The 25,624-nt window shown below is 53.4% G+C and carries 4 protein-coding genes; all 4 read right to left on the bottom strand.

Features of this window, described 5'->3' with window-relative positions:
- Positions 1 to 7: 7 nt before the first annotated feature.
- From HP399_RS04040 to fabD, 4 genes are read right to left on the bottom strand one after another with little or no spacing between them, the layout of a single operon-like run.
- The gene (locus tag HP399_RS04040) at positions 8 to 7,924 is read right to left on the bottom strand and encodes an SDR family NAD(P)-dependent oxidoreductase (RefSeq protein ID WP_173616937.1); all 7,917 of its coding nucleotides are present in this window, start codon (positions 7,922 to 7,924) and stop codon (positions 8 to 10) included.
- 40 nt (positions 7,925 to 7,964) lie between these two features.
- Positions 7,965 to 17,696 carry an SDR family NAD(P)-dependent oxidoreductase gene (locus tag HP399_RS04035; RefSeq protein ID WP_173616938.1) on the bottom strand — a complete coding sequence of 3,244 codons (9,732 nt, stop codon included), beginning with the start codon at positions 17,694 to 17,696 and terminating at the stop codon, positions 7,965 to 7,967.
- 49 nt (positions 17,697 to 17,745) lie between these two features.
- Positions 17,746 to 22,302 (bottom strand): type I polyketide synthase, encoded by a 4,557-nt coding sequence (locus tag HP399_RS04030; protein WP_173616939.1) that lies wholly within the window; start codon positions 22,300 to 22,302, stop codon positions 17,746 to 17,748.
- 17 nt (positions 22,303 to 22,319) lie between these two features.
- Positions 22,320 to 25,613: an ACP S-malonyltransferase gene (fabD, locus tag HP399_RS04025; RefSeq protein WP_173616940.1), complete on the bottom strand. Its 3,294-nt coding sequence runs from the start codon at positions 25,611 to 25,613 to the stop codon at positions 22,320 to 22,322.
- Between the last annotated feature and the right edge of the window lie 11 nt (positions 25,614 to 25,624).

Below are 25,624 nucleotides of genomic sequence, written 5' to 3'. Positions count from 1 at the left end.
TCCATCCTTACACCTCGATATCGAAAAAGTACTGCATAGCCTCGCTTTTGGACATTTCGCCGCGCGAAACTCTCTCCAAAATCACGCGCAGCTGGGCTTCCCCGCTTCCGTGGACGGAGGCTTCGCCATCATCCGTTCCATAATCGAATGCGTAATGGGGAAGATTCACTGTTCCCGTTGCAGGGTGATGCCTTAGACTTTCCAAATCTACGGATCTTCCTTGAACCCATTGAAGGGCAATCCGGAACAGCTCCCCAGCATGGTCCTGCCGTTGCGTGTTTACCGCATGTACAGATTTGCCCAGCCTGCAATTTGGCGAGATGAACATATCCGGGTCACGCACTTCTTCCCCTGCTCTCAACGCTTCCAGCTTCAGTATCAGATCATCAACAGAACGATAAATGATAGCCAAACGGTATTCCAAATCGTGGTTAATCCGAATGAGCGAGTCCGAAAGCGCTTCTGCCGGGAGAGTGCGTTCCTTTCTTAGCAGTCGTAGCATACGATCCGTATAGCTTCGTAGGCTATACTCGGTTTTGGCCGACCAAACGGCCAGATACTCTGACGGCGGGTCAATAGCCGCATCCGCCCCGGTTTTTGTCCGGATGAGCGGACCGATATACTCTTCAACTATAAGCACGGCATATGAACCGCCAGCACCGAACGAATTGATCATACTCCTGCGTGGGAGCGGGTTCCCATTTGACGGGTCAACCTTCTGTTCCCAGGGCTCGAATTTCTCCTGCAAGTAAAAAGGCGTGCCTTCCAGTTTAAGATTCGGATTGCGCACGTCAGCATGAATCGATGGAACGAGCATGCGGTATTTCAATTGCAGCAGCACTTTACTGAGCTGCGAGATGCCGGAAGCCGCTTCAAGATGCCCGATGTTGGATTTGACCGAGCCGATGGCACAATATTGCTGCTTGCCGGTAAATCGCGAGAAAGCGCTTCGTAAAGCCGCTACCTCGATGGAATCGCCCAGCGGCGAACCGTTAGCGGCGCACTCGACGTAGGTGATCGATTCGGGATCGACCCCCGAACGCTTGATTGCCGATTCCATGAGCTGTGCCTGCTGCTTCGGATCGGGGACACTATATTTTTGCCGGCCGCCGCCATGATTAACGCCGCTGTACGTGATGACCCCGAGGATCCGGTCTCCGTCACGTTCAGCCAGCGAAAGCGGTTTGAGCAGCACTGCCCCGACGCCTTCTCCGGGAACATAACCGTCACCGTCGCCGAACGATTTACTCTTGCCGCCGGTCGCGAGAAAATTGACCTGCTCCAGCGCCTCGTATTTGGACACGTCAAGCGTCAGGTTGACTCCGCCGGCAACAGCCATAGAACACCCGTTTTGCATTAGGCTTTCGCAAGCGAGATGTATCGCGGTAAGCGAACTGCTGCAGGCGGTATTAACCGTTAAGCTAGGACCTGTCAGGTTGAAGAAATGCGATGTCCGGTTTGCGATCTGCCAATCGGTCCGATTCGAATGAAGCGCCGCCTGCTCCAACGACGGCATCTGCCAGCCATATTGGCTGTACATCGTTCCGGCAAACACGCCGATACCGGCCTGCTCCCGGTTCTGCCAATGCTGTATCGCCGATTTGGAATAACCTGCGCTCTCGAACGTTTCCCAGACCGTCTCGAGGAAGAGCCGGGCTTCCGGGGGAAGATCCCGAGCTTCTTCGGCATCCATTTCGAACAACCGATGGTCGAAGCGATCGATCGCATCTAAAAACCCGCCGTAATACGGGGCCTTCTGTTCGGTTTCTTTGACCGACGACCCCCGAAGCAACGTTCGGCACCATCGGTCAGCAGGCGCTTCCGTGATGCAGTTCTCTCCCGACCTGAGCCGCTCCCACAGCTCCTCCAATTGATTGGCTTTCGGGTATCTGCCCGCTGCCCCGATTATGGCGATACCTTCCTGCTTCAAGGCATTCGAATTCACATCCTGCCGTTGCGTATCGACAAACGCTTCACGGACAGGGACCGAGCCTGAGGGCGGCGTTACGGAAATATGCTTGGCTGGAGGTTGCTCCATAACATCCGCCTGCCATGATTTTCGAATCTGTTCCGCATAATGATCGGCCAAATGAGCAGCTGCCTCACGGACAGTGTTATGTTCAAAAAGGAGCGTTTTGGGCAACTCTCCGGTCAGCTTCTCCAGCTCGCGGATCAGATCCAGCTGCATGATGGAATCCATGCCGTATTTATCGAATGCCGTATCGAGGTGAATATCGTCCGCAGGTATCCCGATAATACCGGCCAGCTTCTGTTTTACCCATACCGTTAATTCGTCCCGGAGCACCGCCCCATGATGATGAGCTTTAGGTTTCCTTGGACGGGTCGGACGGTTCACCAAACGGATGTAGGCCCTTAACCGTTCCGGATCGCCATGCATGGAAAGCAGTTGATCCCGGTCGGTGCCAAATGCCCGGTACAAAGCCTGCATACCGTTCATTGCCTTCATGGGAGCCATACCGATCCTGTCTCTTAGGCTCTGCTCCGTTTCGTGGGTAACTCGCATACCGCCATCCTGCCATAATGGCCAGTTGATGGAGAGCATTCTGCCTTTACGACCGCCGGCGGATGATTGACCGTTTCGATATGTAGCGTAGGCATCCATAAAGCCGTTCGCCGCAGCGTAATCGGCTTGTCCGTAATTGCCGAGCACAGCCGCTGCAGCGGAGAATACAAGTACCCAGTCGACTTCCAGCTCCCGGGTTGCATCATCCAAATGGACAACTCCCTTTACCTTCGCACCCATAACATCAGCAACCTGAGTCTTAGTTTTATGAACAAGAAGACTGTCTCTCAGCAAGCCTGCGGCATGAATGATTCCGTTCAGCCGACCGTACTTGGACCTGACGGCTTGGATGACGGCAACGGTCTGCTCCTTATCGGATACGTCCATCTGCATGTACTCCGCTTGTGCGCCTAACCTTCCTAACGCGGCAAGCTTCTCGTGGATCGCTGCACCGGCCTGCGTTCTTCCGGCAAGCACAAGCGTCGGAGAGGCGACTTTCCCTGCGATCTCCTGGGCAAGTGCGTAGCCCAGCCCGCCGGCACCGCCTGTAATGAAATAAACGCCCTCATGCTTCCACGGAATGTCCGCCGCCGAAGGGATCTCCTCTCGTTCAACCCAATGCTGAACCTGTCGAACGCCCTTGCGATAACGAATCATAAAGTCTTCCGGGCAGCTCTTGTTCTCGAGAAGCTTCCGAATTAAGTCCTCCGCTCGAACATTTTGTTCCAGCTCGATGTACTGCCCGATGAAACCGGGATACTCCAGACATGCCGTCCGAAGCAATCCGGTCAGACCCCGGAACAGCCAATCGCTTTCCGAACGGAACGAAGCAATCTGGATCAGCGACTCCCCGTGAACACCTTCCGAATGGATGGATTTGAGTTCTTCCATCATTTGAACGGCGTAGTTCTCGTAACGCTCCGTTATTTCCGCTGCACACCCTGCGCTAAAAGTCACATATCGGGTCATGCGGCCAGATTCCGATTGTACGAAGTTGACGATGGATTCATTCGGTTCGCATAGGAAGACGATATGCCGCGATGTCGTTTCGGAGTCGTCTTCACGGACGGCCTCCTTTTCTACCCATACCGGCTCCCACAAGAGTGTTTCATTTCCTTGTTCAGCTGCTACGTCTTCCAATTTGGGCTCCCGGAATGCTAGACCAATAAGCCGTGCACAAACGTTCCCTTGTTCATCGCACAAATCAATGTCGGTCTGCCGGGTCCGTTCATCGAACGGCGCATTCGCGCTCCGTCTTATATGGGCCCACATGTCCGATGTACAGCTCTTATAAACACGAAGCTCCTTAAGTGCAAAAGGAATGACCGATTTAATCCGGTCAAGAACGCTACTTCTGTCCGCGAGGTCCGCTGTAGCTACGACACCCGCCGCTTGAAGCGCTGCATCCAGCATGCCGGGATGAAGCCCGTAATGACTGGCCGTTTCCCGGGCGGCTTCCGGCAGCCGAAGCTTGACCAGCGATTGTTCCTCGCCGATATATAGGCGTTCGATGCATTGGAAGGTCGGACCGTAATGCATGCCGATCTGCCTGAAAGACGTATAACAATGCTGTGCATCCAGCATCGCCAAGCTGCACTTCTGCCGGATTGCGTCCAGGGTTACATTCTCCGCGCGAGAAAACGGTACGACCGCGGCTTTGCCTTGGTGGCAGCGTACCGCTTCGTCCTTGTCAGCAGCTGCTGCGGCATATACCTCATAGTCAATGGTACCGTTATCTCCGGTTTCCATATGAATTTCAAGCTCCGTATGCGGACCGTCCACGCTATAGGGCCGGGTCCAGAACAGATCCTTCAGCCTGATTTCATAGTCTCCGCTGCTTGATCCAAATGCCATCCCGACAGCAGCTCGGGCCATCTCCAGAAAGGCTACACCTGGTAATAACGATCGTCCCATAATGACGTGATCTGCCAGAAAAAACTCGCGGCCGGTGAACGTGGAGCGAAAGCCTGTTCCTTCAACTGCCGGTATTTTACGGTGAAGCAGCGGATGCAGGACGGCGCCCTCCGACGGTTTTGTCCGGACAGCTGGTCTTGCGGCGGATTCAGGCACCCAATAACGTTCCCGCGCAAACGGATAAACAGGAAGCGCCAGCCTGATGTAACGGCCATCCGCGAATAAACGATCGAATGACATCTCATAGCCTTGCGTATACAGCTCCAAAATCGACGCAATCCGTTCCAAATAGTTCATTCGCTCAGTTTCCCGCGCACACGCATCCATACAGGCATAGCCATAATGATCGCTCGGGAGCTCCTCTAGAGGCAGCTCGGCTCCGGGATCGGATTGAAACAGGTCTACGGCTTGCCCGTTCTCCAGCCATGCGGTCAACCGCTCCGCCAACTGTCCGGCGTTCTGCACGATGCAGGCGATCCTGTGAGGAAAGTGCTTTCGGCCCAGAAGAAGCGTAAAGCTTACATGTCCAAGATCGACATCCGGTTCGCCTTTGACGTACGCCATCATTTGTTCCGCTTGCCTGCGCAGTTGTCCGGCTGTCCGCGCCGACAGTGCGATGAGGTAGGCGGGCTTGTGCGTACGTGGCGGCGCCGTATCCGGAGCTTCCTCGATTACCATATGGGCGTTCGTTCCGCTAAATCCGAATGCGCTGATGGCAGCTCGTCGTTTCCCCCCTGCCTCAACCTCCCAATTCTTCAGCGATGTATTGATGTAAAATGGACTATCAGATGCCTCTATGTTTCCATTTATCGATTGAAAATGCAGCGAAGGAGGCAGCTTCCGATGCTTCATGGCCAGCAAAATTTTTAGCAATCCCGCAATTCCTGCTGCGGCTGTCGTATGTCCGATATTCGTTTTGATCGAACCCAATGCGCAATATCCGTTTTTGCTCGTATGCTGACGGAATGCCCGGCTGAGCGCTTGGTACTCGATCGGATCGCCCAACCGGGTTCCGGTCCCATGCGCCTCGACCAATTGGATGTCCGCCGGGTTAAGACCGAATGAATCATACACCTGACGCAGCAGCATTTCCTGAGACCTCGCGCTTGGTGCCGTTATCCCATTTGTTGTCCCGTCTTGATTCGTGGCGCTACCGCGGATGACACCATAGATGGAATCGCCGTCTTTCAGTGCATCCTGCAGCCGTTTCAACACGACGACACCTACACCCTCGCCCGGAACGAATCCGTTGGCACGGTCGTCGAATGTATAGCATCGCCCATCTGCGGAGAGCATTCCAGCCCGGGTTGCGCTAATATAAAAGCCTGGCGTAGGCTGAAGAAACACCCCTCCGGCAATGGCGGCCTCGGTCTCCCGGCTCCACAAGCTCTGACAAGCCAAATGGATAGCCACAAGCGAGCTGGAGCACGCGGTATCTACCGTTACTGCAGGACCCTGCAGATTGAGATAGTACGATAGACGTGCGGGAATAACGGACCCTGCGTTCCCCCACATCGCTTGTGCCGGAGGCCGATCCTCGATCAGCTCGGCGTAATAATTCATATTAAATCCGGCATAAATCCCGCAAGCTCGCCCATCCATTCCCTTTCCGGCATAACCGGCATGCTCCAGCGCCTTCCAGGTCTCTTCCAGAAAAAGCCTTTGCTGCGGGTCCATATAGGCAGCTTCCGTCGGGGAGATGTTAAAAAATAACGGGTCAAAAAGATCGAATCCTTCGATGAAGCTGCCGAAATTGCAGAAAGAATCGTTCTCCATATAAGAAGACAAGTCCCAACGCGTTACCTTCTCCACGAGGTCGTCGCCGTTTTCTAAGTGCTTCCACAATTCCTCGAGTGTATCTGATTTGGCAAATTTACCGCTCATGCCGATGATAGCGATAGGCTCTTTATAAAAGGCCTCTCCCAACTGGTCCGTATCATCGGAGGAAACGGTTTTCTTCTCTTGCTGCACGGGCGGCTTTCGATGGCCTGCCTCCTTATCAGAGGTCATGGAAGGTACGTTGCCAACTGTTGCTGCTTCTGCCCATTGAGCCGTAATAACCGGACCGAACGCACTCCACAAATAATCGGTCAATTTCCGGATCGAGCTGTAATCGAACAAAATCGTCGTGGGTAAGGCCGTCCCCAAGACGTTGTTGATCTGCTTAACGAATTGAACCCCGGTAATGGAATCCAAGCCGTAATCAGAGAACGATTCATCCGTATCGATGCGCTGTTTGTCGAGCTTTAGCGATACGGACAAGTTGTCCATTAATATACTCCGGATGCGGCGTTTAACTTGTCCTTCGTCCATTGCTTCATGTACAGAGACAGAGTCTTTCCCCGTCTTCTGCACCGTGATGGAAGCAGAACCGGCCGCTGCCTCCATCCCTGCAACATCAGCTTCGCTGATTCGCGATTGGCGAACGATACCGTCGCTTTGGGCAATAATGATCTGCTGCCCCAGCGCATGAGCTTCCTTGACGGGGAACAGCACGTGCTGAAAGCCTTCTTGACTCAGAACCCTTCTCCAGGCTTCCGGGTAAAGGCCTGGACAGCCCGGGATCCGAATCATTTGATCCTCATATAGCCACCACCCTTGCAGCAGACCGAATGTTAGATGGGCAAACAGCGAATTGACGCTGATCTCATTGATGAGCAGCAGACCGTTTTTTTTCAGCAGCGTCTTGGCGTTTCTGAGGGTTGACCGAATATTCGCCGTCGCGTGAAGCACATTTGACGCAAGCACAAGATCGTAGACACCTGTTTGAATTTGCTGCTCGGCGCAAGGCTTCTCGACATGATAGAGCTGGCAGGACAAGTATGGCGCCTTCGTTCTAAAGACGGCTTCAGCATGCTGAAGAAATCCCTGCGAAATGTCCGTATACTTATATTCCGCTATCCGGTCCTGATACGGCGTAAGCTTACGGATCACCATGGCGCTCGTCCCGCCTGTGCCCGCACCGATTTCCAGCAATCGAAACCGCGCATGCGGATTTTGTTTCAAACTTGCTTCGATATAGGCAACAACCGCATTAGCCATTCCCTCATTAAAGTAATCCGCAATCTCATTGTCTTTATAAATACCTTCAACCAATTCCATGGAAGAGTTAGGAAAAAGGACATCTGTAGCTGGCAGCTTGCCTGTTAAGATGTCCGGGAGCCGATGAAGCACCGCATCAAGCAAGGTGACCCGTGCGCGCAAGCTCGAATCTTCCAGCCAGGCCTGTTTGCGGTTATTCCACTCGCTCCATGCGGCTTCCAGCCCGTTGCTTCGATCATTAGCAAAATAAGCCGTATCCTTCATCCTCAGCCAGCCGTGTTCTGTCAGAACGGCCAGGGTGTGCTCAAACCAGCGCTCATATTTACCGTCTATTCCTGCTGCTGCCATTGATGCGGACGTAATAGAACTGGCTTCCGCAAATTCCCCCATGGTTCGAAGCTGCTGCCATAGCAGCCGGCATAGCAGCTCTTCCATTTCTCTCATACAGAAGCCTCCATCTCCGATTTTTTCCGAATCCGGTTGTTTATCCGATCTGCTCCGCAAGGAAGGCCTCCAACTGTCCAAGCGTTGCCTGTTGAAGGAGCGTATCGCTTGTCATAGCAAGCTTATAGTGGTCGGAGATCCACCGGGAAAATTCGGCCAGCTTAACAGGGTCGAATCCATACTCATAGAATGGGATGTCCGTTTCGATTTCTTCCGCTTGCACATTCAATATGCTTGCTGCCGCCCATAGCAGGGAATTTCCAATCCGGTCCGCAGACTCTCCCTCTCTAAGCAAGTCCGAAGCTTCAGCCTTCGGAACCGCTGGCAAACGAAGATGATTGACGATATGCTCGAAAGACAGGCTGTCCTCTTCCGGATAAGCTTCCAGCTCATCGGCGATCGACTGGCCAAACATTTCATTACCTGCCACCGTTTTCATCAGGGCAAGCTGATCGAAAGGTCCGGCAAGCAGCGATTCCAGCGCGTCCATCGCCTCGCCCGGTTCAATGGAGACAATACCTGCTTGCGCCATTCTCCGGCGGTAATGCTCTGACGACACAGCGCCCGTGCTGCCCCAATAGCCCCAGTTCATGATCTTCACGGCACATGGCCACTCCGTCGCCAGACGCTGCGCGAACGCATCCTTGAACGTGCATCCTGCCGCATAGTTGCTTTGCCCCTCCTGCTTCAGAAACGCGTTCATTGATGAGAAGAACAGGACAAAGTCCAGCTTTTCATGGCCGAATATTTGCGCCATTCGTACGCTCACGTCTGTCTTCGGGCGCAATCCCGCAGCGAACCGCTCCTCTTCCATGTTCGCCAGGCTTTGATCCAGCAGTACGATGGCCGAGTGGACCAGTCCGTGGATGCGTCCGTATCGGTTTATTATTTCTTCATACGCCCGCTCCAGCGCCTTCCCGTCAGTCGCATCCGCTTGGATATAGCGTGGAGCCGGTCCAAGCTCCGCCAGCCGATCGATCTTGGCCTGTATACCGGTATCCTTCCCCCGTCGCCCGATCCAAACGATGTTCGCCTGATAACGCCGAATCATATATTCGCTCCATACTTCTCCGATGCCACCCGTACCGCCGATGACTACATAGACGCCACCCTTCTTGTATACGGTACCTGCAGTCTTGGTCATACGCACCGGCATCAGTCTCTGCCGATACCATTCCCCGGACCGGTACGCCCATCCATCGCCCCGCGCATCCGGCGGGAGTGCGAACAGTTCCTCGAGCGGCCAGCCGTTATCCGTCTCCATGTCCGCTAGACAAACGGACCAGTTCGGATATTCCTTGGCCATTGAGCCGATTAACCCGTGGAGGCTTGCATGGGCAGGCTTAATCGCTTCGCCGCGGTAAACCTGGACGGTTCGAACCGTGATGATGCTCCACCGTAACGGCTTCATGCCATATCCAAGGGCCAACAAGGCTTTTAGGGTCCGAAACAGGATCAGTACCCCTTCACGCTGCGCCTCCAACATGGCCTCCGATTGCGCTGTTTCTATCGAATCATCCGGAGCAATCCAGATCAAATGCTCGATCGGACCGGACAGCTCCAGCTTCCGTGCCAATTCCGCCGTGTTCTCTCCCGCATGAAGCTGCACATCCGATGCATCCTCCACATGCCGCCTGATCTCCGCGACCCTTGCGGCCGTACCGCCAATAATAACTGTGCGGCCATTCGGCTTCCGATCAGCCGCGTTTCGTACTGTCGGTGGTGCAGGGTCCCACACCGGCACGAGCAATCCGCTATGTGCAAGCGGAGATCTAAATTCCTCAGCGGAAATAACCTTTGCCTTCTCATCAGGCTCAAGAGCGGGCTCAGAAGTATGTCGTTCTAAAGAGCGGAACGCCCCTGATTCATCCATAGACGATACCGACGGCAGCCAGTAACGCTCCTGTGCGAACGGATAGGTGGGCAGACTGACCCTCTCCGGCTTATCGCCTTCTTCATAGAGACTGCTCCAGTCGATATCCAGCCCTTTTACCCATAGATCCAGGAACTTCGCGTATTTACCTTTGGTCATCCAGGCCCCGACCGCTTTCATCATATCTTCGTCCGCCGCAATGAGCGCAACGGTTTCCCGGTTCTGTTTTACCGATCCTCTGTACAAATCCGGAATTCCTAGCTGCCCATCCACATATTGGATAAGCTTTGCCCGCAGCTCCTCGATCGTTCTTACGACGATGGCCATACGCTCTTCCATCGCTTCCCGACCTACCTGGAGTGTGTAAGACATGTTAATCAGGAAAGAATCGTCATTTTCAAGTTCTTTATTAACCGCCTGCAGCAGACGCTGAGCCCGTTCTTTTAATTGGTCTTCACTTCTCGCGGAGATCACGATCATGCATTCTCGCTGAGCTTTTGGCGCATGCACGGCACGCTTACGATCCGGAATATACTCGGCAACGATGAGATGAGCGTTCGCACCGCCGGCTCCGAATGACGAAAGGCCAGCCATTCTCGGCTGCTCCTCGATTTTCCCGTCAAGCACCATCGCCGGACGCTCCCACTCCCCTAGCTCCCGCTGAACCTGAAACGGCGTAGTAGCAAAATCGATATATGGGTTGGGCGTGTCGGCATGCAGCGACGGTACCAGCTTCCGGTGCTTGAGCTGCAGCAGCACCTTGGTCAGACCCGCTATGCCTGCGGCACTTTCGCAGTGACCGATATTCGATTTGACGGAGCCGATTGCACAATATTGCTTGTCCTCGGTATAAGCTTCAAACGCTTTAGAAAGCCCGGCAATTTCAATCGGATCCCCAAGAGATGTGCCCGTACCATGGGCCTCTACATAGCTGATCGACCTCGCGTCTATATCCGACTCCTTCAACGCGCGCGCAATTGCGGAAGCCTGCGCATTCGGATTCGGAACATAATAACCGTTCGTTCTCCCGCCGTGATTAATAGATGTCCCCTTAATGACGCCATAAATCTGGTCACCGTCGGCGATGGCCTTCGCAAGCGGCTTCAACAGGACGGCTCCAACGCCTTCCCCGGGGACATAGCCATCTCCGCCGGCTCCGAAGCTTTCGCAACGGCCTTTGGTGGACAGGAAATTTCCTTGGCCAAGCAACAGATATTTGTTCGGATGCAGCGAGACGTTTACGCCGCCAGCAATGGCTGCATCGCACTCTCCTCTTTGCAGGCTGTGGCATGCAAAATGGATGGCCGTCAGCGAGGACGAGCACATCGTATCAACAGCAACGCTCGGACCGTTAAAATTACAAACATACGATACCCGATTTGCAATCGACGCCGGACTTCCGTTCAGCGCGACCGGATTACCGTTCATCGTCTCCCGAACTCCGTAAAGCTGGTACTCCTCGTACATGACACCTGCGAATACCCCTACACTGGAACCGGCATCGTCCCCTTTTCTTCCTGCAAGACTGTCCCGGGTGTAGCCAGCATCCTCGATTGTTTCATAGACACACTGCAAAAAAAGCCGCTCCTGAGGATCCATGAGCTCGGCTTCACGCGGCGAAATATTAAAAAACAACGGGTCAAACTGATCGACGCCCTCCAGAAACCCGCCCCACTTGCCATTTGTTTTGCCGGTCGTTCCTTTGGCAGGGTGGAAATAAGGGGTATGATCCCACCGTTCCTTCGGAATTTCTGTCACGCAATCGACGCCACCTTGCAGCAGCTCCCAAAACTCATCCATATTTCGCGCACCCGGATATCTGCCGGCAACACCGATTATCGCGATATCAAGGGGGGCGCTACCGGGAAGGCTGCGCTGCTTAGTAGCGGCATCCTCGCTTTTCTTCTCTGTTAAAAGTACCGTTTGCCGCACAGCAGAATGTTCCGGCATACGCGCATCTTCCTGCAGCACCTTCGGCTGAGGACGATCGCCGAATAATTGCGCGCAACGTGATTCGTGCCGCTGTATGAAAAACTTCGCCAAGTCACGCAGATTTTGATATTCGAAAAACAGCGTTTTCGGCAAGGAGCCGAACAGACGCTCGAGCTGTCCCGTCAATTGCATGACGATAATGGAATCCAGCCCGAACGTCATCATGTGCGCATCCGCTTCCACCCGATGCAGCGGCAGCCGAATGACGGAGGAAACGATCTCCCTCACTTTTAGGAGGACACGTTCTTCCACTTCGGTCGAAAGGGTGTCCATTGCCGATTCGTACTGCTTCACGTCATCTGACGATACTTGGATATCCCCTGTCAGGGCTTGCTCCAATCGATCAGCGCTTCCGGCCGCGACGATCACGTTCGGCGAACCGATTGACATCGCCTGATCGAAGGCCCGGATTCCGGCTTTGGTGGACATCGGAATCAATCCGATCGCCTTGGCGAGCTCACGCTCCGCATGTTCGCCTGCCCTCATGCCGCCTTCTTGCCATAACGGCCAGTTAATGGAACAAGTATGGCCTTTTCTTTGGCCCTCCGCGGCCAGTCTGCTGCGGAAGGCGGCATACGCGTCCATAAACGCGTTCGCCGTGCTATAGTCCGCCTGCCCGGGATTGCCAAGCCAAGCAACCACAGATGAAAACATGACGAATACATCCAAAGGGATATGCTTCGTTGCTTGATCCAGGTGGACGAGCCCCGAAACCTTAGGAGCCAATACCGCATTCCATTCGTCCTTGCTTTTGCGAAGTAAATAATTATCCGCATGCACGCCGGCACTGTGAAGGACCCCGTTCAATCCGCCGTATTCCGTCTCGATAGCGTGAACCAGCCGCTTTACCTCTTCCATCCGTGTCATATCGGCTTGCTTATATACAATGTCGGCGTTTCCCGAAACAGAATTTTTGATCTCGTACAGCTTATTTGGATCGCACTGTGCTCGGCCGGTCAGAATGATCGTCGCTCCGCGTACGGCTCGAGCGATTTCCTTCGCAAAAATGATACCCAAGCCACCTGCTCCGCCCGTAATGAGATAAACGCCATCGTCCTTCCATAAACGGGAGTTCGTTCCCTCTTCAGGAGCCCGCCTCTTGAGTGTCATCACCATACGGCGGGAACCTTGATAGCCGATATGCGTATCCTCGGGATGATCGAGATTATCGCGAAGCTTTTGCACGATTGCGAGCTCTGTATCGTCTTGTGATATTTCAATCAGTTGCCCTGACATATGCGGGTTTTCCAGACGCATCGTTTTTAGCAGCCCTCGCAATCCCGCTAGCAGCTCGTGTCCGCTACCGGGGGTATAAACGATCTGTATGACGCCTCTCCCTGTTACTTGGCGTAGTAAGCGCTGGGTCTCTTCGAAGATCCGCTGCGCGAAGTGGCTGAATCTCTGCTCCATGGCGGCCTCTTCAGCCGTCAGCGCCAAGCAACGGACGCCGGGAAACGCGCTTTCCACTGATGCTTGCAGCATGGGAGCAGGCTCGCACAAGATCACGGTATGCTCGGTTACCCGTGAATTCGCAATTCCAGGCTGCGGAGCTTTGTCCCTCCATTCCGGAACCATAAAGAAGACATCCTCTTGCCTGGTACCCGCCTCCATCACTCTCGCGCAATACCCCTTCATTCGCACGCAAATATTACCCTGCTCGTCCAGCAGATCGATGTCAAGGCTTGGAAGCTGATTGTGCCGACCGCTGCCGCTACTGAAGCGGGCGAAAGCCCACATAACAGGCAGGCATTCATTCAGCAGCTCCATCTCCTGCAACGCAAAAGGAAGCGGAGGGTAGGTACCTGGTTGGCAGCCGGCTTCCGTATCGAGTCCGAGCAGCAGGCATGAAGCTGCCTGCAGCGCGCCGTCCAGCAAGCTCGGGTGCAACGCAAAACTCCGCACAGACGCAGCTAAGGATTCGGGAAGCACCAGCTTCGCAAGCGCCTTGCCCTGTCCGGTGAGCAGAATGTCCATGACCTGATGAGAAGGACCATAATGGACACCGATCCTATTAAATGTCTCGTAGCATTCCGTCCGGCTGATCGAACGTGCAGCACATTCCTTCAGCAGCCGGTCGATCTGAATGCGCGGCTGCTCACCCGGCTCCTCCAGGCATACGGATCCTTCACTGCATAAGAGGGTTTCGGCTTCTGCCGGACCGTATACCCGAAAAGCAATATCGCCGTCGGTCGACGGTGTCAGCGTAATTTCGGCCGAAACGGCTGCAGCCCCTGCCGTGATGGGCTTAGCCCATATCACATTTTTGAGCCGGATCTTCTTCCCGCTGTATTCCCCATCGCTTACGGCCGATTGAATGGCCGCCCTTGCCATCTCTAAATATGCAGCTCCCGGCAGCACCCGCTGCCCGTGCACCACATGGTCTTCCAAGAAAAACTCTTTGCCGGTAAAGATCGACTTAAACCGTTGTTCGGCAAACGTAGAAACATTCCGATGCAGCAACGGATGAAAAGCCTCCGAGGATTGCAAAGCTTCCTGTACTCCTGCACGCGGACTGCTCCCGCCCTCGTTTACCCAATACCGCTCATCGGCAAAGGGGTAGGTCGGAAGAGACACTCTGTTATAACTGCACCCTTCGAACAATTGTTCATAGTTCAAGGAATAGCCTTGGCTGTATAAGTCTGCCACGGCGGTCAGACTCTCGATAAACTTGGCATCTTGGTCGGCCGCTGCGCAAATGGCTATACATTCATTTCCATACTGTTTCAGATCCGGCTTCTCCCGTTGCTCTTTCGTAAGGCCATCAGATCCATAGATACCCGTACCTTCTCCATTCATCAGCCAAGTTTCAAGCCGGAGAAGAAGCTCCTCCGTATCCCTGACCAAGAAGGCGAGCCGGTCGGCAAAATGTCTCCGTCCAAGAAGAAGCGTTAAGCTCATATCCCCGATGAATATACTGCCGTTCTCCCGCTTGCAAAACGCAGCGAGCCTGTCTGCTTGCATACGCAGCTGCTCACCTGTCCGGGCGGATAGTACAATCAAGTAGAGAGGGCGCCTCCGCTTACCGCGTCCGATATGCGGCGGCGCCTCCTCAATGACCGCATGGGCGTTCGTGCCGCTGAAGCCAAACGAACTGACAGCAGCGCGGCGCGGCGTGCCGGGCTCCGTCTCCCAAGCCCGTATGGACTTGTTGATGAAAAACGGACTGCCTTCCAGGCGGATATTCGAATTGATGCGCTCTGCGTGCAGCGACGGCGGCAGCTGCTTATGCTTCAAAGCAAGCAATATTTTCATAACGCCGGCTACTCCGGCAGCGCCGACTGAATGGCCGATATTCGTTTTGATCGAACCAAGAGCGCAATAATGCTCCTTATCCGTATAATGCCGGAACGCACGCGTTAAGGCCTGAAACTCGATCGGATCGCCTAGTCTTGTTCCCGTTCCATGCGCCTCTATCATTTGGATCCCCTGCGGATCGAGCTGGAAGCGGTCATACACTTGGCGCTCCAGTCGTTCCTGGGATTTGGCGCTTGGCGCTGTAATGCCGTTGGTCGTCCCATCCTGATTAATTCCGGAGCCCCGGATGACACCATAAATATGGTCGCCGTCTGCCAATGCGTCCTTCAGCCGCTTCAGCATCACGACACCAACCCCTTCGCCGGGTACAAAGCCGTCCGCCCGTTCATCGAACGTATAGCAGCGGCCGCTCGGCGAGAGCATGCCGGCTCGAATGGCGTTTTCATAAAATCGAGAAGTCGCTTGCACGAAAACACCGCCTGCCAATGCCATTTCGACCTCATTGGACATAAGCGCTTGGCAAGCCAAATGAATAGCCGTCAGCGAGCTGGAGCAGGCCGTGTCAATCGTAACCGCAGGCCCCTGCAGATTAAGAAAGTACGAGATACGGGATGGGATTACGGATATCGCGTTCCCCCAAAACGATTGAGCCGGCGGATGATTACCGAATAATTCATTGTAATCGCTTCCGCAGCATCCGACATAGACCCCGCATTGCCGGCTTGAAGCTGCCGATCCCGCGTAGCCCGCATCCTCAAGCGTCTTCCACGCTTCTTCGAGAAACAGCCTTTGCTGGGGATCCATATACGATGCTTCGAGTCCCGAAATATTAAAGAACATCGGATCAAACCGGTCGATCTTGTCCAAAAAGCTGCCGTCGCGGCAAGCATCCGATCCGCTCCAGGCCAGGTGGGAAGAAAGATCCCAGCGGGTGATCGGGCCCACCAAATCATGGCCGCTTGCGATATGCTGCCACAGCTCATCCGTCGTTTCCGAGCCAGCAAACCGTCCGCTCATCCCGATAATCGCAATGCCCTCCGCCGTCATCGGGTCACAAGCAATCTCCTTTTCTTGCTCCGCAGTATCGATTACGACGCTGTCAGCTGCAGCATTAGCTGCTTCTGCTTTTGGTTCAAGCACATTTTTATGTATAAAAACGTCCATATAAGCCGACTGGATATATGCAGTCAATTCGTTCACGGAGGAGTAGTCGAACAGACTCGTTGTTTCCAGCTCCACCTTTAGCGCCTCGTTCAATATACGCACCAGATGAATGCCAAGGATGGAGTCGACGCCATAATCGGCAAACGATTCATCGTCTTGGATCATATCGGCACTCACCTTCAACGATTCGGCCAGTTTCTCCCGAATAACCACTCGAATCATTTCCGATATCGCGTGTCGGTCGATGTCCTGAACGTTCGCCGCTTCTACCTTGACGGGCGGCGCTGGGTAACCATGCTGCGTTTCGATCCGATCCAAGCGTACCGAAGACGAAGCCCGGGATCTCGCAGGCTCTGCAACACCGGCAAAGGCCGGACGTTTTTCAAGCTGTCGAACGATGCCGTCGCTCTCTGCAATGACAATTTGCTGCCCCCATTCATGTCTGCTTTCAGCAGGGAAAAATACGTGCCGAAAGCCCTCCTCCTCCAGCACCCGCTTCCATGTCTCGGGGTACAAGCCGGGACAGCCGGGTATTCGGAGCTCTGCATCCTCATACTTCCACCAGCCATCCAGAAATCCAAAGGTAAGATGGGAGAACAGGAAGTTGTCATTTAATTCATTGAGAAGAAGCAACCCATTCTTTTTAAGCGCGGCTTTGGCATTGCGCAGTGTTTGCCTGATCTGCTTTGTAGCATGAAGAACGTTCGTCGCAATCACCAGGTCATAGGCTCCCGGCTCTATGCGCTGCTCCGCTAGGGGTTTCTCCAGATCGAATAATTGACAGGTCAAATACGGATTGTCAGGCCGGTATTCTTTCTCGGCGTGCATAAAAAAAGCACGGGACAGATCCGTGTAGCAGTACTCCTCAATATTCGCCTGGTGCGGTTTCAGCTTGCGAAAGACCATCGCGCTCGTTCCGCCCGTGCCGGCGCCGATCTCTAAAATCCGGATGCGTACCGATGCGTCCTGACGCTTTCGTTCTTGTACATAATCGACCACGAGGTCTGCGATCACTTCATTGAAGTAATCCGCGGCCAGATTGTTCTTGTAAATCCCCTCCGTCAGCGCCATGGAGGCTTGAGGGAATATAACGTCGGTTGCAGGAATTTTGCCCGTAATGATCTCCGGCAGCGCCTTAAGCGCGGCTTCGACCAAGACGGCCTGCGATTTAAGATTCGGGTCGGCGAGCCACTCCATTTTTCGTCGGTCCCATTCAGCCCAGATGGTCTCGATATGGACAAGCGATGGATCGTAAACATTGATATTGCCGCCGCTAACCTCGAGATAACCGTGCCGCGCAAGTGCGGCGACACTTTCTTCCAGCCATCTATCGTATATCCCGCGCAAGCCGGCAGCTGCTTTTAGCGCATCCAGTGTCGTATTTCGTTCCCTAAACATGCCAATCGATTGCAGTTGACCCCAGAGCAACCGGCAAAGAAGCGGATCGTTCCACTTCATTTGCAGACTTCCAACCTTAAATCCCGACATTAGCAGGCCATCCTTTCTTTTATTATGCATCGCCTTCGGATATTGGGTATCAGCTCTTGTCAGCGCCAATTCCTATTGCCTCGCGCACACATGAACTGATCTGACGCAGCGATGCTTGAGCAGACAGCTCAGCCGGCTGCAAATCGATATGATATTGCAGGTTTACGGACACGAGCATTTCATTAAAAACGACCGCATCAATCCCGTATTCCTCCAGCCGAGTATCCACGCAAATTTCACCGAAATCCACTTGAAGCCATTCAGCGGCTAAACCGGATAAATACGTCAGCACAGGATCGTCTGTCTCATCAACCGATACCGAAGAAGCTGGGACAGGATACTCCTGCTCCGATGCACTGCGCCTCTTTCGCTCCGTTATCAGCCGTTGGATATTGGACGAGAGCTGTTCCGGATAGTTTGCAATCCATTCATCATGCTTCATATCAATTAGCGGATAAGGCTTTGTTGTTTTGATTAGCATCATTTGGTCAAACGGCCCGGCAAGGAGCGTCTCCAGTGCGTCCATCGCTTCTTCCGGCTCGATGGAGCCAACCCCTGCTTGTGCCATGCGCTTTCGGTATTGTTCCGAGGAAACGATGCCTGTGCCTCCCCAGTAGCCCCAGTTTATGACCTTCACTTTGCATGGCCATTCCATCGCCAGACGCTGTGCGAATGCATCTTTGAAGGTGCACCCTGCCGCGTAATTGCTCTGACCTCCGGGTTTTGCAAAAGAGTTCATGGAAGAGAAGAACAGAACGAAATCCAATTGTTCCCTTCCGAATACCTGTACGATCCTTACGCTCACGTCCACCTTTGCCGTCAATCCCGCTGCGAACCGCTCCTCCGACATATTCGCCAAACTTTGATCCAAAAGCACAATTGCCGAGTGTATGACGCCATGGATCCGTCCGTAGCTGGATTTTATGCTCTCGTACGCCAGTTCCAGCGCCTTCCCGTCCTTTGCGTCTGCTTGGATGTAGCACGGAGACGGCCCCAGTTTTGACAGCCGATCGATCTTCTCCTGAATACCGGCGTCAATCTCCCGTCGGCCAATCCAGACGATGTTCGCCTGATACCGGCGAATCATATATTCGCTCCATGCTTCTCCGATTCCGCCGGTTCCGCCGATTACCGCATAGACCCCTCCCTTCCGGTATACTGTACCTTCAGGTTTGGGGATCCGCGACGGGATCATTTTCTGCCGGTACCACTTCCTGGACCGGTATGCCCATACGTCGCCCCGCTCATCAGGCGGCAATGCGATCAACTCTTCGATCGGCCAAGCATCTTCCCGCTCCAAATCGGCAAAGCTAACCGACCAGTTCGGATATTCCTTGGCCATCGAGCCGATAAGCCCATGAAGGCTTGCATGGGCCGGCCGAATTGTTTCCTTCCGGAATACCTGCACGGTTTGGAATGTGATGACGCTCCACTTTAACGACTTTGCGCCATATCCAAACATAAGCAGCACTTTGATGATCCGAAACAGGAATAGCACGCCTTCATGCTGCGCCGCAAGCATCGCATCCGATTCGGCTGACTCTATCGAATCGTCAGGCGCAATCCAAACAAAATGGCCGATCTCGCCGCACTGCTCCAGCTTTCTTGCCAATACTTCCAGGTCATCCTCCACCTGTAGCTGCACATCCTGCGCATTCGGAATAACCCGCCCTATCTTGTCACGGCTCGCTGCCGAACCTCCGGCTATTACGGTTCGTATGTTCGGAGCATCCGTTTTACGTGCAGCCGGTGTGATCGGGTCCCATAACGGCACCATTAATCCCGCATATGCCTTTGACGCCTCCGGTTTTGCAGGATCTGAGACGCCGCCGGCGAACCCGCCCTCCAGCGGCCTTAGGACGAAGCCCTTGATGCTCACACAGACGCTGCCGTCCTCATCGCATACATCAATACGGAGACGTTTCATTTTGCTGTCTCCCGCTTCTTCCTCGCTTACAATCGCCCAAGCAGCAGAAGCGCACGGACGTATAATTTCGAGCTCCCGCAGCGTAAAAGGCAGCAAGGGCTTGCCGCTTTCACCAACAGTCGTTTGTCCGGCATTTGAATAACTGTAAACCGCCGTCTGCAGAGCCGCATCCATCAAGCTCGGATGAAGAACAAAGTGATTTCGCGTATCGGAAATGGATTCCGGCAGCAACAACTTAGCGGCAATAAAGCCGTCCATTTGATATAGTTGCTCAATTCCTTGATGAGCCGGACCATAATGAAGACCCATCGCTTCCATACGTTCATAACAGACGAGCGATGGGACGGGGGTTCGCCCGGAGTTTAAGAAATCTTGAATTTGCAGTTTCCTGGAAGCCGGATCAGCCGAACGAAACGAGACATGACCTTCGCAATGAAGAACACGATCTTGCTCTGATTCACCGGATACGCTGTAAACTTGAAAGCTGCAGCTATCGTCATTTTGAACCGAAAGCGACACATGAACCTCAACGGAGCTATCCGTCACAATAACAGGCTGCGACCACACCACCCGATTCAGCACGATACGCTTACGCTCGCCTAACCATTTCCTGCCGGCCTGTTCAGCCGCCTCGCGGACCATTTCCAAGTAAATGACACCCGGCAATACACGCTTCCCGGCGACGACATGATGAGCGAGAAAAAATTCCTCTCCTGTGAAAACCGAACTGTAGCGAACCCCGGCAAAGTCCGATGTGTTCCGATGCAGTACAGGATGAAGCTCACCTCCACCTCCGCTACCTGACGTCGGCACAATAGCGGATTCCGGAGTACTGCCCGTAATCCAGTATCGGTCTTTGGTAAAAGCATAGGCAGGCAATCGAAGTCTGTTCAGGTCCATTCCTTCAAAGAGCGCCAATGCATCGAAGTCATAGCCCTTTACGTACAGCTCTGCCAAAGCCGATATTTTCTCCCGATACTTTTGCGTATCATTCACACATTCGCGGAGCTCTCGGATCAGTAGGCCTGCCAGCTCTTGAAAAAGCGCAGTTTTGGTCTTTTCTATTTTTGAAGCTTCCTGCTTCAAAAATCGCTGTGCTTCTTCCCGGTCAGACAACAGCTCCTTTAAACGACCTTTAAGCTCCTCCGCACTTTGCGCCGCGATGGCGGTACGAATGCCAAAATGCTGTTTGCGCAGCAGCAAGGCGGCACTTAGGTCCGCGGCTTCGCACTCGCTTCCTTCGCTGTCCAACCATACGACTAACGTCTCTAGCGATAGAAGAAGCGATTTTTCAGACTTTGCGGAAAAACAAAATAGATGGCACGGCAATTCATGCTGCGCCATCTTGCGAGACGGCCTCTGCGGCGCTTCCTCGATCAGCACATGCCCATTCGTCCCTCCGAAGCCGAACGAGCTTACGCCGGCTCTTCTCGGAAGCGGCTGTTGATTATGATCCAGAAGCGGCTCCCATTCCCGCGGCCGGTCCACCATATAGAAAGGAGTCCCGGTTAATTCAACCCGATGGTTCAACGTTTTGAAATTTTGTAATCCGGGGAGTGTTCGGTGCTTCATGGAAAGCAGCACTTTAATCACGCCCGCGATGCCTGCTGCGGATTCGGCATGCCCGATATTTGTTTTGGCTGAACCGATGCCGCAATAACGCTGACTAAGCGGCTTATCCATCTCTGCTTCGAGTTTTTGAAACGCAAGCGTAAGGCCCTGAAATTCAATCGGATCGCCTTTAGGCGTTCCGGTGCCGTGTGCCTCCATATAATTCACCTGATCCGGCGTTAGACCCGCTTTGCGGAACGCCTCCTCGATGACTTCAGCCTGCGCCTGTGCATTCGGATAAGTTAAGGTGTGTGTCTTACCGACATGATTCACAGCGCTTCCTTTAATGACGCCATAGATTAAATCGCCGTCTTTTTCCGCCAGTGCCAAGGGCTTAAGCAAAATAAGACCGGCGCCTTCACTGCGGACATATCCATCCGCGTTATCATCAAACGTTTTACAGGAGCCTGTAGGTGACAGCATGCCTGTTCTGGAAAATGAAATATGGCGGGTCGGAGTCAGGATTAGACTGACGCCACCCGCCAAAGCCATGCTGCATTCACCTGTCTGCAGCGATTGGACCGCCAAATGAATCGCTTGCAGCGAACTTGAGCACGAGGTGTCCACTGAAAGGCTCGGCCCTCTCAGATTCATAAAATGGGATATTCGATTCGCGATAACAGCAGCTGCGGTTCCCGTCGAATAATGAGCTTCAATAAGGCTGGAGGGCCTCTCTTGCAGTTCCTTGTAATCCAAGTTGAACACGCCGATATAGACCCCTGTCTTGCTGCCCGATAACGCTGACGGGACGATCCCAGCATCTTCAAGACACGACCAGGAAAGCTGAAGCATCATCCGCTGCTGCGGGTCCATCACCTCCGCCTCTCTGGCCGATATGCCGAAGAACGCTGCATCAAAAGCGTCTACATCGTCAATAAAGCCGCCCCATTTGCTGTTGGTCTTCGAATATTCAACTTTCGGATCTCCCCAATAGTCTCTCCAGTCCCACCGCTCCTTGGGAATTTCCCGGATAGATGAACGGCCCTCGATCAGATTGGACCAGTATTCATGATAATTCCGCGCCCCAGGTAGTCTGCAGGACATCCCGATGATTGCTATATCAACCATAACGTTCTCCTTCTCAGTCAATTGCCAACCAATTCGGAAATTCGGTGGTTCAACAGGGCTGCCGTTTCATTCAGCAGCAGCTCTCCAATCTGATCAATATGACGGTTTCTCCAATGCTCCAGCTCCGTGCCCAGCACCCACTGGTTGAATGCTCCGAGCGCAGGACCGCAATGAATTTGGTAATCTACCTTATGTTCCTTGCTGCCCGTCATCGCCAACCGCGTCGAATAGGAGAAATACCACTTAAATATAAGGGCCATTTTATGCTTCGGATTACGCTCCGCCTTCTCGATTTCGGCAGGAGCTTTGTGTGCTATGACTTCCTGATAGATTTCTTCAAAGGAGCGATGGAAATACTTATCCTGAAGACGCTCCCTTGTCGGCTCGTCTAATTCTTCCAAGGCGTTGAAATGCCGGTACAGATCATACAATTTATTCGCTCTTGCGGGGAAAAACAGGCCCTTCTTTAAAACCTGTATCTTGGCGCCAATTTCAAACATATCGCCCGCCGGCGCATAATCGGTATCCTGCACATTCGCCTGCTGCAGAAGGTCTTTAGCGGCATCACTAGTCGCAGCCTCCACCGTACATTGGTTAATGGAACCAGTCACAAGGAAATCCGCACCTAGCAATATCGCGGCAGCCGCCGCCTCAGGAGTTCCTATCCCTCCGGCAGCACCTACAGAAATCTCGCTCGTATAACCATGTTCGCGTACCATGTCGTCACGCAGCCTGATCAATGTCGGCATGAGCACATACGCGCTGCCTTGATCGGTATGTCCGCCCGAATCCGCTTCGACGCACAGATCGTCGGCAACCGGTACCATTTGCAGCAAGCGGCCTTCTTCCTGCGTAATTTTACCTTCTTGAACAAGCCTCTCGATGATCCGCTCCGGTGCCGGCCTTAGGAAGTTGGATGCGACCTCTGGTCTGGAAACCTTGGCGATAATTTTATTTCGAATCTCCACCGTTCCGTCCGCTCTTCTTGTCAGTCCCTTCGCCCGATATTTAATTAGCGCAGGAGTCATCGTAATGAAGGAAGAAGCCTCTATTACGGTTATGCCGTACTTCAAGTAAAGATCGGCAACCGCTTCTTCGAGAGCCTGGTTATCCGGATGGTGAAGAAAATTCATTCCATAGGGCTCGCCGCCGCGTAATTGGCGCTGAATGTCCCGAATCGCTTCCTCGATTTGCGTAATCCTTAGTCCTCCGGAGCCAAAGAAACAGAGCATGCCGGCCTTTCCGGCTTTCACAACCATTTCGGCCGAGGAAATCCCCTTGTACATGGCGCCCAAAACATAGGCATATTTCAGACCATACCGTTCCTTGAACGCCAGGCTGCCAAGCGAAGCTGCAGTGATCGTCTTCCGGGCGCTGGGCATGGAGGCCGATTCCCTGTCAACCAACGGCAGGTCGTTCATTTGTTCGTTTGTGCTCGGCTCCTCCGGCGTTTCTTCCTCTACGAATAACGGAGAGCTCGACTGCCTGATCTTCTCCGTCAGCTTTGTAAGCACGTCTTTCGGCCCAACCTCCTCGAACAGCTCTACCTCTTTTCCCATTAAATAGCGAATGGTGTCCGTCCAATTGACGGAGCTTGTGATTTGCTCAGTCAAGTTGCGTTTGATTTCGTTGAACGGATAGGGACGGGCAGACACGTTTGCGATGACAGGGATAACAGGCTCGTTGAAGATAAAGTTATTCAGAAATTGCTCGAATTCTTTCTTCGCTTCATTCATATACCGGGAGTGGAATGCACCGCTGACATTAAGCGGAATGTACATCCCTGCCCCAGCCTGTTCAAAAATGCGCTGCGCCTCCATTATATGGTCTTTACGCCCCGACAAGACGGTTTGCACGGGCGAATTATAATTGGCAACGTCGATTTCCAAGTGTCCATTCCGGCGAATAATGTCTTCAACCTCTTGTGCTTGCATGCCGATTACTGCCGCCATTCCTCCGCCTGTAGCCAGTGCCATCAGCTCGCCCCGCTTCTTAACGAGACGCAGTCCGGTTTCGAAATCGAAAACCTCTGCCGCAAACAGGGCATTATACTCGCCCAAGCTATGACCGGCTACAAAGTCGGGACGTCTGCCTGTTTCCCTTCTTTTCTTCATATACATCAGAGCATTGACCGTGTATAAAAGCGGTTGGGTAAAAGCGGTGTTGCCCAACTGATGCTTCGGATCGTTCAGGCATAGCTCCTTTACCGAATAACCAAGAATGGCATCCGCCTTTGCAGTCAAATCCGGAAATTCATCAAAAAGTCCCTCCCCCATACCAACGTGCTGGGAGCCTTGTCCTGGAAAAAGATATGCGATCATGCTTTCGTCGTCCCTTCTCGTAATCGAGTCATTTGGTCGTGCGATCGTTCGCTTGAGCTCATTCATTTTCTCAAAGTCAAAACCATATACCGTCAGAAGCCCGGCGCTTTCAGAGCTTGAATCGTCCCTAAAGAGCCGTTTCGTGAAATTTGCGAGCACCCCTGAAGGGCTCAAATCCAAATAAACGGCCGGCTGTTCCCGCTCCATAGCAGTTACCGCTTCCCGAAACCTCATTGGCTGCCTGACCACATCCCAGAAGTATTCGTGCCTCAAAGCTTCAACCCATTCTCCATACATGCCGGACAAAAAAGGAACGGCCGGTTTCTGAAGCGATAAAGTACGAAGATGACTGATAAACGCGTTTTCGGCAGGTTCAATTTCCCTAGAATGGAACGCGTAGGAGACAGGAAGCCGAATGGAAGCAATACCTTTATCCCTCAAATGCGTATGAATGCCGTCCAAGCCCACATTACCGCCTGCGATTACGAAATGCCCATCGTAGTTAATTCCTGCCAGCTCGGTGTTGTTATATAAGAGCGGGTTCTCCCGAAAGGTGCGCGGATCATCCAATACGGCCAGCATCCCCCCGCTTTCACAACTCATCTCAAAGATTTGAGCCTGTTTGATGACAGCAATGAGGGCCTGCTCCGGGTCCAAAATATTGGAGACGGCGGCCGCGACAAATTCCCCGAGACTGCTGCCCAATACATAATCAGGAAAGATCCCGTGATGAAGCATCTCTTGTGCCAAGGCGTACTGCACCATAAAAAGAGCCGGATGAGTAAAAAGCGTTCTATCGAAAGATTCTGCTTTCGAATGTCGAGGGTCATAGAGCAGCTGCATGATGGATCGGCCAACTAACGGTTCGGCAATTTGATCTAGCCGGGTCATCCATTTTTCGAATACATCTCCCTCGGCCAGGAGCGTCTCACCCATGTGATAATATTGGGAGCCTTGACCCGAGAACATAAACACGACTTTTTTCTCCATTGTCCCCTCCG

It is taken from the genome of Brevibacillus sp. DP1.3A, from assembly GCF_013284245.2.
Classification (GTDB): Bacteria; Bacillota; Bacilli; order Brevibacillales; family Brevibacillaceae; genus Brevibacillus.
Note: the sequence above shows the minus strand (reverse complement) of the source record. Positions and strands in the feature narration are given on the sequence as shown.